This is a genomic window from Anaerobiospirillum sp. NML120449 (assembly GCF_023051105.1).
Lineage (GTDB): Bacteria > Pseudomonadota > Gammaproteobacteria > Enterobacterales > Succinivibrionaceae > Anaerobiospirillum.
Map to the genome: position 1 here is coordinate 48,349 of NZ_JALKIL010000005.1, position 14,956 is coordinate 63,304.

Below are 14,956 nucleotides of genomic sequence, written 5' to 3' on the forward strand. Positions count from 1 at the left end.
TGCCGCATGAAGGCTGGCGACCAGCTTCAGGTCATAAGCACCGGACGGGCCCATGTCAAAATTGAAAACCCATAAAGCCGCAGGGCCGCTCCGGAAATCCGGGGCGGCCCTGCGCTTTAATGGACAGTGCTGTTCAAGTCTGAGGTCAGAATGACCTGTCAGCCTGTATTCAGGCCAGAGCCATGGTCCGCGCCACGGCGCGGACCATGCTCCATCCTGCAGGCTCCACGGCCCACATCCATTGCCCCAGACCCGGTTGCAGTGCTCTGCAGCCAGCCGACCATTTGCGCTCAGCAAAGGGACGGCTGCGCTGGCTGAGCCGCTCTGGCCTGGTATAGCAGATCTGGTCGGAGCAAGACTGGCCTGGTATGGTATGTTCGGGTCAAGCCTGCTCTGATATGGTCGGGTCAGCCTGTGGCGTGGTATCAGACCAGGTCAAATGGTGCGGCACCGGCACATGGGCTGATGAGCTCAATAGAGGCTACGTTCAGACGGGTGCTGGCACGCCAGTCCTTTAAGGCATTGTGCAGACGCTGCTCGTCAAAGACAATGACATCAACATAGGCATGGCTGTGGCCACTGGCATTGCCGGTAATATACAGCCATTCATCGCACTGGGCACGGCGCAGGGCACGCTCGAGATCACGGATAATCTGAGTGTTTTCACTGCGCTTGAGGGTAACAACATTATCATTGTCATTTCTGATGCTTACAGCAATGGAGACAGGCAGAGCTCCGCTGGCGACAATACCCCTGAGGTATTTTGAAGTAAGCTCACCTTCGCGGGAGCCTGGGGAGAAAGAGCGCTGGGTGCTGTACTCAAAAATGTCATCACGCAGAGCAGTACTGCCCTCAGGGCCAGTCCAGTTATTGCGGGTCTCAATCTCAGAGGCAATGTACATGAGGTCATTTTCCTTGCTGAGCTTGCGCATGGATGACTTCATGCAGTTTTTGTAGAACTCACGCAGATTGACCGGACGCAGTTCCTGGCCGTTGAGCTCTACGTTGCGGCGGCTGGCTTCATCAACCATGGCCTGAATCTCTTCAGTTATCTCACGGTAAACATGGATTTCAGAGCACTGCAGAATAATACGGCCATGAATGTCACCAAATACGGCACGCAGCATGGTTACACCGGCAGTAATCATCTCATCATTGCTGATATCAGGGCTTGCTCCCTCAAAGAGCATGGTGATCCTGCTGCGCTCTTCATTAATCGCACTGGCAAAGATACGAATCATATCAGCATTGAAGATCTGACCATGGCAGTTAATCTGAGCCGACTGGTCTGCCTTGCGGCTGAGCTGAACACGGCAGAACTTGATTTTGGCAGCCATGTTCACTACCTTCTGCAACTCAATGCACTTGAGCGGATTGTCAGAGGTAAAGACCAGCTCAAACTGACCGGCAGCACGTGATGGCAGCACCACCAGGGAATCATCACCATAAAGCAGAGCGCCCAGTGGGGCCAGAGCCTGCAGGGCCAGATAGAGATCATCGGTGCTGACACCGGCATCAGCGGCAGCCTTTTTGAGCATCTCATCGCCACGAGGGAAGATAAAGGCCTCAAGATCACGGGCAGCATCAGCTACCATGGAACCGGCTGCAGCCTTGCAGGCTGCGGCAGCGTCACCAGCGCCATTTTCAATGATGGCAGTCAGCGGGGCAATGGTAATGGCCGGCATGAGGCTGGTGCAGCGGGCAATAAGATAAGGAACACACTTTTTGATGAGCTCCTCATTGTCCATAATACCCTGCAGGGCAGAGGCAACATATTCACACCAGCTGAGCTGATGACCGGTGCTGCTGAGCTCAACGCCACTTAATGAGCAGTTCCAATCATCTGCCCTGAATAATGAAATGTTTGACATAAATTTCCTCTGCAAAAAACCATACAAAGTTACTTAACGGCCCCATGCCGCCACAGCCCAATGGGCTGCGCCGTCACGCCTGCCGTGCCGGGCACCATAAGGTGCCAGGGCACGGCCTGCACTCGGCCCCGGCCAGATTGAAGCCTGACAGCTACTACTGGCAGCAGCCGAAGCATGCCATAAGCCAGTCAGAACAGGGCCCCAAGAGCCAGTCGAGCCACCTGGCCACACCCTGGGGGCCTGTTAAAAGGCAGCTGCCATGGCATAAGTCCCCGGCATGTGCCGGACTCCAGGTGCAGCCTGCCATCGGGCAAAAGCCCATACACATGGACGCAGGTACGGCCTGATATCAGTGTGCGCGAAACATGATAAACAGCTCATTGGCAAAATGCAAAAGCAAGCTGTCCGGCCTGCCTGCCGCAAAGGCAACACGGTGCCCAAATGCAGGCATATTTTAGTGCAAAACCACCAAAGCTGATACGGCAGGCCCTGCACTGCCAGCATCTCGCCCCAGCACTGACTCGCCACAGGCGCCGCCAGACTAACAGGCAGCTCATTGCAACTGCAGACTGACCGTCACACTCAAAGTACGGTGGACCATTAGCTGCAGCCGCCATGACGGCAGTCTCACAGGAAGTATCAAACAGGCATAAGGCCCCTGAGCTGAGCAGCAACGCATAGTCCCCAGGCAAACAAAATCTCAGCCCCCAGAGACCCACCCTTTAATATGACTCGGGCTGTCAGGACGTCGTGCGCTTCGGATTGCATGCCGTCCTGCACTGCAGGTTAGCTCCCCTGACTTGCGGCCATTTGACTGTACTGACCTGACGCAGATGATGAAGTCAGCCTTTGAGAGATCATGACAGCCGCATTCACGTCAAGCCACATTGCAGGTCAACCCAATCACCACCTGACAAAAATAAAGTCAGGTCCTCTGACAGGAATTACGCTCGCCTGACAGACAACATTACTGCCTGCGTGGCAGACTGATATATGGACAGGCAGGCATTAATGCAGGCTGGATGACATAAAGACAGACACAAATGCATGCAGGCTGAATGGCATGCATAAATGAATGAATGAATGCAGGCAGGCCCATTAACCAGGAACAGGAACAGATATCGTGCTATTGGTAGAGGCTGTGGGCCATAAACGGGGGCAGCGGGTGACCTGGGATTGAGGGAGCTTACGGCCTCCTGTATAAGAGCTAAGATTTTGGCCTTATCATAGAGTCAGTTAACAGCCTGCCTGCCATTATGCTTCAAGGAGGATACGGTATGGCCCTGACATTTTCACAGCCTCATAAAGCACATCCTGACCCGTCCAGTCCCGAGACTGCCTGCACTGAACCTGCCAGCAGTGAGCCTGCCTGTTGCAGGCCTGGCTTCAACTCATTGGACGACAGCTCAACCTGCAGCACAGCAGTACTATGCACACACGGTGAACCTGCTGCAGCCGCAGCTGCCGGACAGCGAGCAATGCAGGGCACTGAGCACTGCATTGCTCAAAGCAGCCCATGCTCCCGAGGAGCTGGCCAGGAAATGACCGACAGAGCAGTTATGCTCAGCCCTGAACTTTGCTGTGCTGATGCCGCATGTATGGCAACACCTCCAGAGGCCGTGCAGGCAGCCGAGAGCAGACCTGGGGACAGGTCAGTGCTGGCTGAAGGCAGGTCAGTGCTGGCTGCGGCTTTGAGTAGAATTGGATCTGTGGTCTCTGGAGCCGGTGCAGCGGCTGCTGTGTTGGGCTGTATGATTGCCGGTCCGGCAGCTGCTGAAATGGATTACAGCCACAAGTATCCTCAGTATGATGGCTACAATTACGAGCAGTACATGTACGATCAGGGTCAGGGTCAGGGCAATAACAACTGGCCAAACATGTATGGAGATGGCTACCAGCGACCTGATAACAGAGGCAGCTCGTCCTTTGAGTATGGCCGTGACCGCTACTATGGTCAGGAGGGAGTACGCTGCCCTGAAAATGATGGCCGTGGTCACCACCGCCCACATCCGGGCTGCCCTGAGTACAACCGCCCAGGAGCTGGGTACCGCCCGTACCAGCCATCATATGGCGATCGCCCATATCCGCCTCCATCATACGGTCACAGCCCTTATCCGCCACCATCGTACCATCCGCAGCATCCCCGTCCGCCTCATGGCTCGCCGTCATACCCGTCAGATCCTGACTACGGAAGGCCTGACTACCGACCAGATTACGGACGCCCGGACTACCGTCCAGACTATGACAGGCCACGACCACCACGTCCGCCACGTCCTGACTATCGTCCGAACAACCCGGCATTAAACGGCAGTATCAATGCCTGTCTGTCTTTTGAGCAGCCTGACGGCACCTGGTCAATTGACCGTCCGGTCAAGGTAGACATTATTGACGGCATGCGTCTTTATGAGACTCTGGGTATCAGCCCTGAGCGCAACTACAACAACCTGTACGTAGTCTTCAACGGCTTCAGCCACAGCTACCGTGACAATGTTATCCTGCCGCTCAAGCACCGCCGCTCCCTGAGCTCAGCTGCCATTGTGCTGCAGGATCTGCAGGGCCGCAGCTGGCGCATTTCCTCCTCCTGGCGCCGCTGTACCCGCTGATCCAGGCCAAACAGCAAAGTCTCCCCCACCAGCCCGGCACAACCACAGACATCCGGCAAGGATGTCAATCCCCACTCAGCCGGGCCCATGCTGGTCCGCCCCTGTCCAGCCAAGCCACATCCACTCAAACCTGACCTTTCCCCTCCCAATAACAATTTACAAAACACAAAATAATACGCCACATGGTCACAATCGCAGCAATCAGGCCATTCCTCTGACAGAACGCTGCTGAGTCTGCGTTACCTGAGACCTTTATAATCACAGTCATGCAGACAGCTGCACAATTCGCCTGACAGGCTATTCATTGCTAAATTATCAGAGCGTGACTGTCATTATTTCAGCACACAGCACTTATTTTTGCTTCTGACGAAATAAAGGCCCGCTGCTTTTGGCAGAGGGCCTTTATTTCAAAGAATGAGCAAGGGCAAAAAGTGCAAAAGTCAAAAGCACAAAAAGGTACCAGCTTATGACTTTCCATATGTTTCTTACATAACATTTTGTATAACACGTATGTACATATTATGCTTTACAAAATAAAAGGTATTACATTATCCCGTGTTACCACACTGTTGCTTTACAAAATAATTAATTACGCTGCCTTTTATTTGACAAGCCTGAATTGCCTGATGGCAGCTTACCTAAGGCAAGTGCCTTTGCTCTGCTTGACATGCTTTGACGAGCATTGCATTACCATGGCATTGCTGCACGAGTTCGTTGCTATGCATTGCAATGCTTTGCTCTGCTTTGCAGCGGCCCGGTCAGATTTTCACACACTCATGCACCATTAACTCATACATGAGATAGACCAGCCCGATATTGCATCGCACAGCATCGCTGCATATTACGCTTGCACGCGTGAGCTCAAAGCTTGACCGGCAGCACTCAACAGCTCACAATCACAGCACATAATCATTCTAAATTAATTTATAAAGCTTATGTAAGGGGTATCCAGCATTGCCGCATTACTGACCTGTTCCATTGCTGCAGCTCCAGCAGCATATGGCTGCAGCAGCATGAGGCAGCTGCAGCATCAATAAATCCCAGTCATTTAAGGCACCACTCATAACGGCCTGCCGGTAAGGGATACGCCTTGAAGGTACAGTGCAAGCTGAGGAGCCTAGCTAAATGCGAATACGCATACAGGAACTTCAAAGGTCATGAACTGCGCTGCACGGCACAGCTCAGTTCTGGGCCAGACTGCAGCCTGGTTAACTTCAAGTACAGGCTGTCACTTTATCAGTGTGCCACTGGGTCACCCTTGGCTGGGCACTTTCAGGCAGGCAGATCATGCAGCTCATGCAGCTTAGAGCAAAACACGGCAGCAGAAAAACTTCAGGCCATGCAGTCTCATTAGACGGAGCCCATGCCGGTGCCGTGCAATGGCCTTGCCTGTCTGCTGCTGGTACTGGTGCTCACATTTGTACTGTTGGCCTTGCTGGTGCAGGCCTCAGAGCCTCAGGCAGCTTTACATAGCTAATGGCTACTGAGTGGTGGTGTTGGAGGCTGAGGGAGGGCGGTTTGCGTGGTGGGGCTTGTGGGGATTGGCTGTCAGCTGCTCGATGGGGCTGTGCTCCATTGAGCAGCCGGGGCATCAGCCAGCAATGTAGGCGCTTTCGAAGGTATCGGTTGCGATGTTGTACTCAATCACAATAACATGGCCATAGAAGAGATCGCCGTCGTTGTAATAAACGGTGACAGCACCATCAAGGGCAAAGGACACTTCAGACAGGCTGATGACCTTGATAAAGTCCTCTTTCTTCAGGCCGTCAGGATACTGCTGTTCATCCTCATCAGCATCTTCCTGCCATGATACGGCATCATCGTAAAGCTCCTGACATGCATACTCACGCATGCGCTTATCAAGCTCTTCGAGCCTGCTGACAAATGCGTGGCCATGAGCAAGGGATTCGGTGCAGCTTTTGACATTGCCCTCGTCACTGTCCAGATAGAACAGGAACTCGTCATCACCAAAAGTGTACTCACCGGCAAAACTCTCCATATCCTTATCAAGGGTGAGCTTGCCAAGGACGTCATCGTCGATAACCACATCCTCAAGATAGTCGTCTCTGATGGCTCGCAGCTGCTCAGGCAATTCTGCCTCACCCAGCACCTCTCTTAAGCAGAAGCAGTTGGACTGATACTCTTTGCGATGCTCGTCAGCCTCAGGATCAACTGTCATGGCAGACAGTCTGAGACGATAGCAGGTAACGTCTTTAAAACGGCTGAAGCCCTCAGGGCCGGAACTGGCATCTACAGGAATAGGCCAGCTCAGTCTTAACTTGCCGGTAATAACAGTGCCGTCCTCTTTGACCAGACCGAGCATGTAACCATTCATGTCGCCGTAATCACCGCAATGACCCATTCCAAGAGTTTTCTGGATCAAAACTACGGCCTCGAAGGTCTCTTCATCATAAATCTTGTAAAACTTCTCGAACATCTGATCTCCTCCGTTGATTAGGGCCATTCCCCAGGCATCACCACTTACGGCACGCCTGAGCATGCCACCAGGTAAAGGCAAAGGCGCTAAAAGGCATTGTAGCTTAAAGTTCTGGCCTTGCATAGAAAAGCCAGGCCCGCATCAAGGACACCCCACCGTCCTGCCGGAAAGGGCATTCAGGCCCGGGCAACTACGGCAGAGCCGCAACCACAGGCATGCACTTGACCGTGCCCCTGACAAGCTCAGACTGTCCTTAAAACTACGGACCTCGTCATACTTGACTGCCACGGCTTCACCTGCCACGCCATAAAGCAGCTCCTGCCCCTGGGCACCTGAGCAATGCAAGAATAGAGACAACCGCACTGACTTACGAGCTGGCCGGTTGAATCGAGTGGTCATGACTGATAAACGAATAAATGGGAGGGAGGAAAGGATGAATGGACAGCTGGACTGACTGGTTTTTGAATCGATTGGCAGGTTATAACGGCATGGTTAAACGCACTTGGCCTCGACTGCAAAAAATTCAGAGTGAGTGGATGAATGGATGAATGGATGGATGGATGGATGGGTGGTTGGTTGGATGGATGGTTGATTGGATGGAATCATGGATGAACAGATTGGCGTACTGTTAATTGCTCCTGCATGCACGCAGGCCTTACTTGAGGTCTAAAGGCACACAATAAAGATGTGAGGCTGTCACCTGTCGCTCAGAATGACCATTTGACTGACTTGCTCTTGTGCAGCTGCCGGACTTTCGGGTGCACTGCAGGCCTGTCGATGGAGAAATGGGCTTTTGATCTGCATGGTTGAGCCGTATTGTGTCCTTAGGGCCTGCTGCCTCTCTGTTCTTTTGGAGCCTGCTGGGCAGGTGACAGACTGGCCATGCAAGGGTATGCCGGGCATGGTGTGCATGGCTGTCTGTCTTGGGGTAGACGGCCAGCATTATAAAGACCGGTCGTACCTTGAGAAAATTGCCATCCTGGGGCCGAGCCAAAAGCCCTCTTCAGATATCACCGCCGCTTTCAATGCAATGCAATGAGGCCATGGCAGCATCAGCGGCCATGGCCTCATTGTTAAGGGGTGCAGCCCGTGCCGTCAGGCTGGGCTGCGGCCCGTGCCGCCGTGGCGGCTGGAGGTTCTACCCTTTGTCAGCTCCTGGTTAGCAGAGGAACTGGTTGTAGGCGGTGTTGTCAGTTACCTCAAGGTATGGGTATCTGATGTTGGCAAGGAACTGCTCGAGCTCTTCATCACCCTTCGTTACATCAAAGCCGCACAGTACTGAGCAGTACTCCAGACCGGAAATACGGAAGTGGAACAGAGAAATGGAGAAGGTACCAGCCAGTTTGGTAAGGAAGTCGTTCAGGGCACCTTTAGTCTCAGGGAACTCAAAGAGGAACAGACGCTCCTTTTCGTCAGCCGCAAGGTGACCACCAATCATGTAACGGATATGGTCCTTGGCAAGCGCATCACGGGTCAGATCTGTTACCTTGTAGCCTCCTGATGACAGAGAGGCTGAGATTTCAGTAAGCTCCTTTTCGCCATTGGTAAGCTCAATGGAGGCAAAGATACGGGCACGGTCCTGACGGTGCACACGATAGCTGAACTCGGTCACATGACGATTGCCAATAGTGTTACAGAAGGTCAGGAATGAGCCCTTAACCTCAGGGATTTCTACCGAGAAGATACCCTCGGTCATTTCACCTACATCACAGCGCTCGGCCACCATACGCAGGGTATGGAACTTGACGTTGGCACCTGACATGATGGCAATGTGATTGCCCTCATTGAGGCCATGAGTACGGGCATACTTCTTAAGACCAGCAAGAGAAAGAGCACCGCTTGGCTCAGCAATGGCGCGGGTATCATCAAAGATATCCTTCATTGCGGCACAGATTTCATCATTGGAGCAGGTGATGATTTCGTCCAGGTACTCATTGCACAGACGGAAAGTCTCATCACCGGCCTGGCTTACAGCCACACCATCAGCAAAGTGGGAGACAAAGCCGATATTGCAAGGAGAGCCGTTTTCGATGGCGGCCTTCATACAGGCAGAGCCCTCAGCCTCAACACCTATTACTTTGACATTAGGGATAAGGTTCTTGATGTAAACGGCAATACCGGCAGCAAGGCCACCACCACCAATCTGTACGAAAATGGTATCGATATTGTTGCACTGGCCCATGATTTCATGAGCAATAGTGCCCTGACCGGCAATTACATCAGGATCATCATATGGAGGGATCAGAGTCAGACCCTGAGCACGGGCCAGCTCCTTGGCATGCTCATAGGACTCGGAAAAAGACTCACCCTTGAGCACAACCTCAGCACCGTAGCGGCGTACGGCATCCACCTTGAGATCAGGGGTGGTAGTTGGCATGACGATTACGGCACGACAGCCCAGGTTCTTGGCTGACAGAGCACAGCCCTGAGCATGGTTGCCTGCAGATGCAGCCACGATACCACAGTCGAGCTGATCCTGAGAGAGCTGACGAATCTTATTGTAGGCGCCTCTAATCTTAAAGGAGTGAATGGTCTGGTAATCCTCTCTCTTTAATAAGACCTTGCCCACTCCCAGCTTGTCACTGAGCTTCTCCAGCTTGTGCAGCGGGGTTAAACGAGCTGTTGGATAAATGCGGGCCAACAGGATCTTACGTAAATATTCCTGTCCGCTTAATGCATTGTCTTGGCTCATTTTTCACTCCTGAATAATTAAAAGATTACGCAGTCGCCTCACTCCTAAAACCTGGCCTGCCGCCGCAGCGCCTGCCCCGCAAAATCTCTCTTTTCTTCCCACCATCAAACCGGCAGCCCCATTCCAGCACCTGCAGGCGCACTGCAGCTGCAACTGCCGCCAAATCCGCAACAGCGTCCGCGCCAGCCTGCCAGCATGCAGACGGCTCACTGAGCACTCACAGCCATGGTATCAGCGTCAGCACCAGGAGCTGATCCGTAACCTGAGTCAGTCTTATACCAGCCTCAGAACCATCGCATTGGCTTTAGCAATGATCTGAGTCCGCATCACAGCCGGATGCTGCACTGTCACTAAGCCAGTACAATTGGCCGTAATGGCCTGCTCAGCCCAACAGTCAAACACTCTACTGCAGCTCACGTCACTGGTAAGTCTTTCAAAGGCCAGCTATTGCCCGTAAAGAGCAGGCTCAGCATCTGCATTCATACTGCTTTTAGTCCGTTGCCAAAAGATGACAGCAGAGCCAGTTGTGATGGCAGGACAGTGTGTCTGACAGCTGTTGTTGCCATGACAGCGAAAGACTTCCGCCTCAAAGGCAACTGAACACGCCAGACTTTTGCAGGCTGCTCATGACTGCCAGGAATGCATAAGACAGCTTCAGTAGCCTGTATGCAGCCCATAAGCTTGTGACTTCAGACTTTATGCCTTAGCAAGCCAGCATGACAACACTGCTCTGCACCCCACTGCACTGCAGTTTGGATTATGCCTTTGCCTTTGTTTTAGCCTTTGAGCAAGCTGGTAAGACTGCTTGCAGGCTCCTGTTGGCTCATAATCAAATGCTGCTATGCAATATGATTTGTAAAGCATCATCTGCAGTAGAGTATTACAGCATAACGACGCAGCTATTCCCCTGCGCAGTGCATTCCCAGCTTATATCATGCTGGAGCACTCAGCATGCTGAAGTTAAATGCAACGCATGACGTAAGTCCCATGCAATGCAAGCTCACTTAGATCAGCCGCTGCTGCAAAAGCAAAATCTGCAGCATTGAACAGTTGACCAGCTGGTCTGTGCAGCAATAAGGCAGATGCTTATACCTTACTTTTGCAAAGCATATTCAGCACACGGTTTCGATGAGCATATCCTGCTTTTATCAGCAGCCAGCAAACGATAATGCTGCTGAAAATGCCTGCCTGTGCAGGATGTCCGACCATGAGGCCGCATAACCTGCAAAGGACAGGAGCTGTTATTGCAGCTGTCTTAACAGCTGCATCAGCGCTGGGGCATTGAGCTCAAAGAGTGGCTTTTTGCCATCTTCAAGCTTCAAGTTTCAAGCTTCAAGCAAAGCCTCTCAGCCTCGACAGTTCCTTTCACTCGTCTGACAAACTGATAAAGACCGGCAGACAGCAGGAACCGGACAAGCTCATGATGAAACCTGAAATCCAACTGATCATGAGTCACTGCCATAAATCTGTGAGCCGCAAGCAGTAAGCAGATGCTTTTACCTGTGGTGACGCAATGTCAGAACTGCGGCTCAATCGGGCTTACTGTAAAGCTCGCCAGGTCAGGACTGTGTCCATTGTCCCTGTGAGCCTTACGGCCCGGCAGGCACGCAGGCTGGCACCCACTGGCACCTGCACATGCTGCAAAACAGCTGGCTGCTGAGCCTGGCACGGAACTGGAAGACATCAACCATGAGGCCTGTGGTGCAGAAGCCTCAGCAAGCTCAGCATGCACTCACCGACCAGTAATGGTCATACTGACACTGCAACAGCTGCCAACAGGCAGCTGCAGGCAGCGCAATGGCTGAAGCCTTGCCTGCATGTGACTGAGCTCCGCCCTGAGACTGCCAACCATGCTGGGAGCTGGGTCAGGACAGTCAGTTCGGCAGGGCGTCATGTCAGCAGGATCGTCATTTCATTTACAGGAGCTGCGGTCAGCTTGCGGGATGCATTGCAGCCACAGCTTATGCTGTCTCTGGCTATGCCGCACTGGCACTGTCATATGTCATGGCTGTGGGCATGGCTTATAGTCTTTGACTGTTATCCCTTATGTTGTTTGAGAGGGCCTTATCAGGACAGAGGTCTGTCCAGACAGGCTCTGGGAAGTAAAAGAGATTTTGTGGGGCGCGGCATACTGAAGACTATAGTCAGACAAAGTTTCCTCATCAGTGGTGTTCGTGATGGGTGGCCTGGCAAACTACGGTCGGACAGCCGGGCAGCACCTGCGGTACTGCCTGCAGCTGTCAGACTGACACGCCCAGTGACTGCAGGTGGTGTGACCACATTATGGTCAGCTTTTGTTAACCACCTGAAAAAGCAAAGCCGCCTGAGCAAATACTCATGGCAGCCCGATTTATTCAGTCACACAAAATTAAAACTTTATGGAATCGTATCATGAGCCCTTTATCTGTCTGACCTTTGCCCCATGACAGTATCAGTCCAACAGCCCGGCACCATTACAGTGCAACCCCCTGAGTCATGACACAGCCATCCCGCTGAGGGCCAGTCCACAGATTATTACCTTTTGGCTTAAACAAGCCAACGACTCACACATCACACCCAAAAGTACCAGTTTCCACGAATGCCACACATCAATGCTCCAACAGGCATCCGCAGGCCAGATTCAGGACCTCAGGAAAATATTTTTGCCCAATTATGGAACGGACTCCCACCCATGACAGGCAGATCCTGACGCTGACAATGATCTGACCAGCTATGCGTCCACCTGCACCAACCGCAATATCATGGACGCATCTCAGGCAGATATTCGTATCTGAGCGGGCTCATGCCCCTTTCGTATGACAGGGCCATGGGCTACGGCCTGTACGTTTGGCAATACGCGTCTGTCCCGTACCCTCTGCATGAAGCGGCAGCCACAGCGACAGCAGCGGTAGCAGTGGCGGCTGTGGCAGCGGCATCGGCAGACGTGGCAGCTGCAGCTTCCGCTGATTCTGCAGCAGCTAAAGTTGTCTGTGCAGTTTGATACCATGGTCATGTATGCCCATACCACTGCAGGTTTGATGGAAAGCCTTGTAGAACTTCTTGACCTGCACTCAGCGCAGGCCATGATTTCATCGGAAAGGGGCATATGAGTATGCCTTGATGTGGACTGCTCAGCTGAGCCCATAAGCTCACAGCTGCCTGGGGAGGCTGAGCCCGGCTCTAAAGGCTGTGCTTTGAACACATGGCTCTGACCAGCTCTTAGCTGATGCGAACAATGCCTGATGACTGCTCACCAGCAAAATGAAGGTCAGGTAAAGAAGCTCGGGTAATTGATATCTGGAGGACAGCTGCATCCGCAGCTGATGAACAGTCAGCTCTGGGAGGACATCTCTGGGCAGACAGTTATGGGCAGTGAGTGCTGTGCAGAGAGTTCTTAGATTTGAGCTTCAAGATTCGTGATTAAAAGGGTAAAGAGCCCCTGACTGTCAGGCCAGCTTACAGTCTGAGACAACAGAACTCTGGGCACCAGGCAGACAGGGCACGGCAGAGCAGGGCAGTGCCAGGCAGGCAGGAATTGCAGTTCTGTACTGGGAAAATGCACCGCATCCCGAGCTGACAGCACTGCCGATCAATGCTGCTCAATGCCGCTCAGGTTAAACCTTGCTGTCAGTGCGTAAGGTGCAAGGAGAGTATAAGCATGATGGCCCAGGATCGGTACTGGTGAGGTCCGTATCCAGGGTGTTGATGAGTTCACAAGATGAGGTCAGGCATGGCTCTTTGCCTGACAATGGGCGTAATTATCGACCTTAGGCACAAATTTGTGACATTTTCCGTATAATAGATGCCCTACTGAAAGCTGGTGTTTTTATTATCTGCAGGAGATGTCATGCCAATCCAGAATGAAGCTGCCCCAGTTGTGAAGTGGGCTGGAGGTAAACGCACGCTGTTACCGGAGCTCATGCCTCTAATTCCTGCTCAGTGGACTACTTATGTCGAGCCTTTCATGGGTGGCGCCGCAGTGCTCTTTGCCATTGCTCCGCAGACGGCCATTGTCAATGACATCAACTCAGAGCTCATCAATACCTACAAAATAATCAGGGATGATGTTGAAAGTCTTATTGCTGAGCTGAAATCCTACGAGAACACGGAAGAGTTCTATTACAACATACGCAATCTTGACCGTGATGCAGAGGCCTTTTCAAGGCTTAGCCCTCTGCAGCTGGCTGCCCGTACCCTGTACCTCAACCGTACCTGCTTCAATGGCCTGTACCGTGTGAACAAGCGCAATCAGTACAACACTCCCTACGGCAAATACAAGAACCCAAACTTTGTAAATGAACAAACCCTGCGTGCTGCCAGTGAGTTCTTCAACAGCCGTGACATCACTATCTGCAATGAAAGCTTTGAGGACACCATGACAAGAGCCCCTGAAGGTGCTTTTGTTTACCTCGATCCTCCATACGATCCGCTCACTGTAACCTCAAGCTTCACCAGCTACGCCAAGGACGGTTTCAATCGTGAGCATCAGGTTAAGCTCAAGGAGTGCTGCGACTTTCTCACCAGCCGTGGCGTAAAGTTCATGCTCTCCAACTCCGCCACCGACTTTATCCTTGATCTCTATAATGACTACAACATCACTCTGGTCAACGTAAGACGTAATATCAGCGCCAACAGCGATAAGCGCAACGTGGTACAGGAGGTCGTTGTCCGTAACTACAAATAATACTGCCCATACCACATAATGCCTGGCCATGGCCATGCTTTATCTGTTCAGCAGCCAGGACAGCCCCTGCCATAGCTGAACAGCCGGTCCGGCCATGCCAGCCATACCTGTCCAGCATCCCACCTCAGGCAGAGCCATATCTGCCTGCAAAGTCAGCGACAGCGACAGCACTGCTGCAGCTGACTGCTCATCTTACAGACCTCATCACTCTCTGTAGATTCTAAAACTGATTTTGCAGTCATCCCAGTCCAAATCTTACCCTCGCTCTAACCCCATGGCTAATCCCAGACACACTGCCATGCAGACGGATTACTCAGCAATCAATCTGTGCGTTAATACTTCATGGTTTAACGTTCATCTTTCTTTATAAAGTATTTTGTGTAGAGAGAATAATGTCCGCCATTACACTGGTATGAAATGCGCCTTGTGCAATGGGGGAGAAGTCGCCAATACGAGTTGTTCGTTGATGATGACGTTCAACGCAGCTGCATATTTGGTAAATACGCTTAACATGCTCTGTAAAACCATATGTACGACGCATATGCCATCAAAGCAATACTGATACAGATTGCTTTGTAAAATATATTGTAGATTAATAACACTGAATACTTCATCTATGTTTACTGGTTCACGATATTTGCCTGGATAAAGACCTGCCCCGGAGAGCTATATCAAGGTACCCCAGACTAA

5 protein-coding genes are annotated in these 14,956 nt (G+C 52.2%); 2 read left to right on the top strand and 3 right to left on the bottom strand.

Translation table 11 applies throughout. The annotated features are described in order from the left end of the window. Window positions 1–425 precede the first annotated feature (425 nt). A complete protein-coding gene (locus MXE41_RS02660) occupies window positions 426–1,871 on the bottom strand; it encodes a hypothetical protein (RefSeq protein WP_247099254.1) in 1,446 nt (481 codons plus the stop codon). Window positions 1,872–3,562: 1,691 nt separating this feature from the next. Here MXE41_RS02660 and MXE41_RS02665 point away from each other — a divergent pair. After that, a complete protein-coding gene (locus tag MXE41_RS02665) occupies window positions 3,563–4,474 on the top strand; it encodes a hypothetical protein (protein WP_247099255.1) in 912 nt (303 codons plus the stop codon). A gap of 1,591 nt (window positions 4,475–6,065) precedes the next feature. On the opposite strand, the gene MXE41_RS02670 is transcribed toward MXE41_RS02665, so the two are convergent. Both MXE41_RS02670 and ilvA read right to left on the bottom strand, forming a co-directional pair. Beyond that, window positions 6,066–6,911, bottom strand: a complete 846-nt coding sequence (locus tag MXE41_RS02670; protein ID WP_247099256.1) for a DUF2262 domain-containing protein — start codon at window positions 6,909–6,911, stop codon at window positions 6,066–6,068. Between the two features lie 1,159 nt (window positions 6,912–8,070). Next, the gene (ilvA, locus tag MXE41_RS02675) at window positions 8,071–9,603 is read right to left on the bottom strand and encodes a threonine ammonia-lyase, biosynthetic (RefSeq protein ID WP_246978082.1); all 1,533 of its coding nucleotides are present in this window, start codon (window positions 9,601–9,603) and stop codon (window positions 8,071–8,073) included. Window positions 9,604–13,429: 3,826 nt separating this feature from the next. Between ilvA and MXE41_RS02680 the strand changes: the two genes are divergently transcribed. Next, entirely contained in the window at window positions 13,430–14,266 is an 837-nt protein-coding gene (locus tag MXE41_RS02680) for a DNA adenine methylase (protein WP_281503528.1), read from the top strand. Window positions 14,267–14,956 lie beyond the last annotated feature (690 nt).

Excerpts from the sequence above, each read along its gene's own strand:
- MXE41_RS02680 (WP_281503528.1), top strand. The coding sequence starts at position 13,430 with ATGCCAATCCAGAATGAAGCTGCCCCAGTTGTGAAGTGGGCTGGAGGT.
- ilvA (WP_246978082.1), bottom strand. The coding sequence starts at position 9,603 with ATGAGCCAAGACAATGCATTAAGCGGACAGGAATATTTACGTAAGATC.
- MXE41_RS02670 (WP_247099256.1), bottom strand. The coding sequence starts at position 6,911 with ATGTTCGAGAAGTTTTACAAGATTTATGATGAAGAGACCTTCGAGGCC.
- MXE41_RS02660 (WP_247099254.1), bottom strand. The coding sequence starts at position 1,871 with ATGTCAAACATTTCATTATTCAGGGCAGATGATTGGAACTGCTCATTA.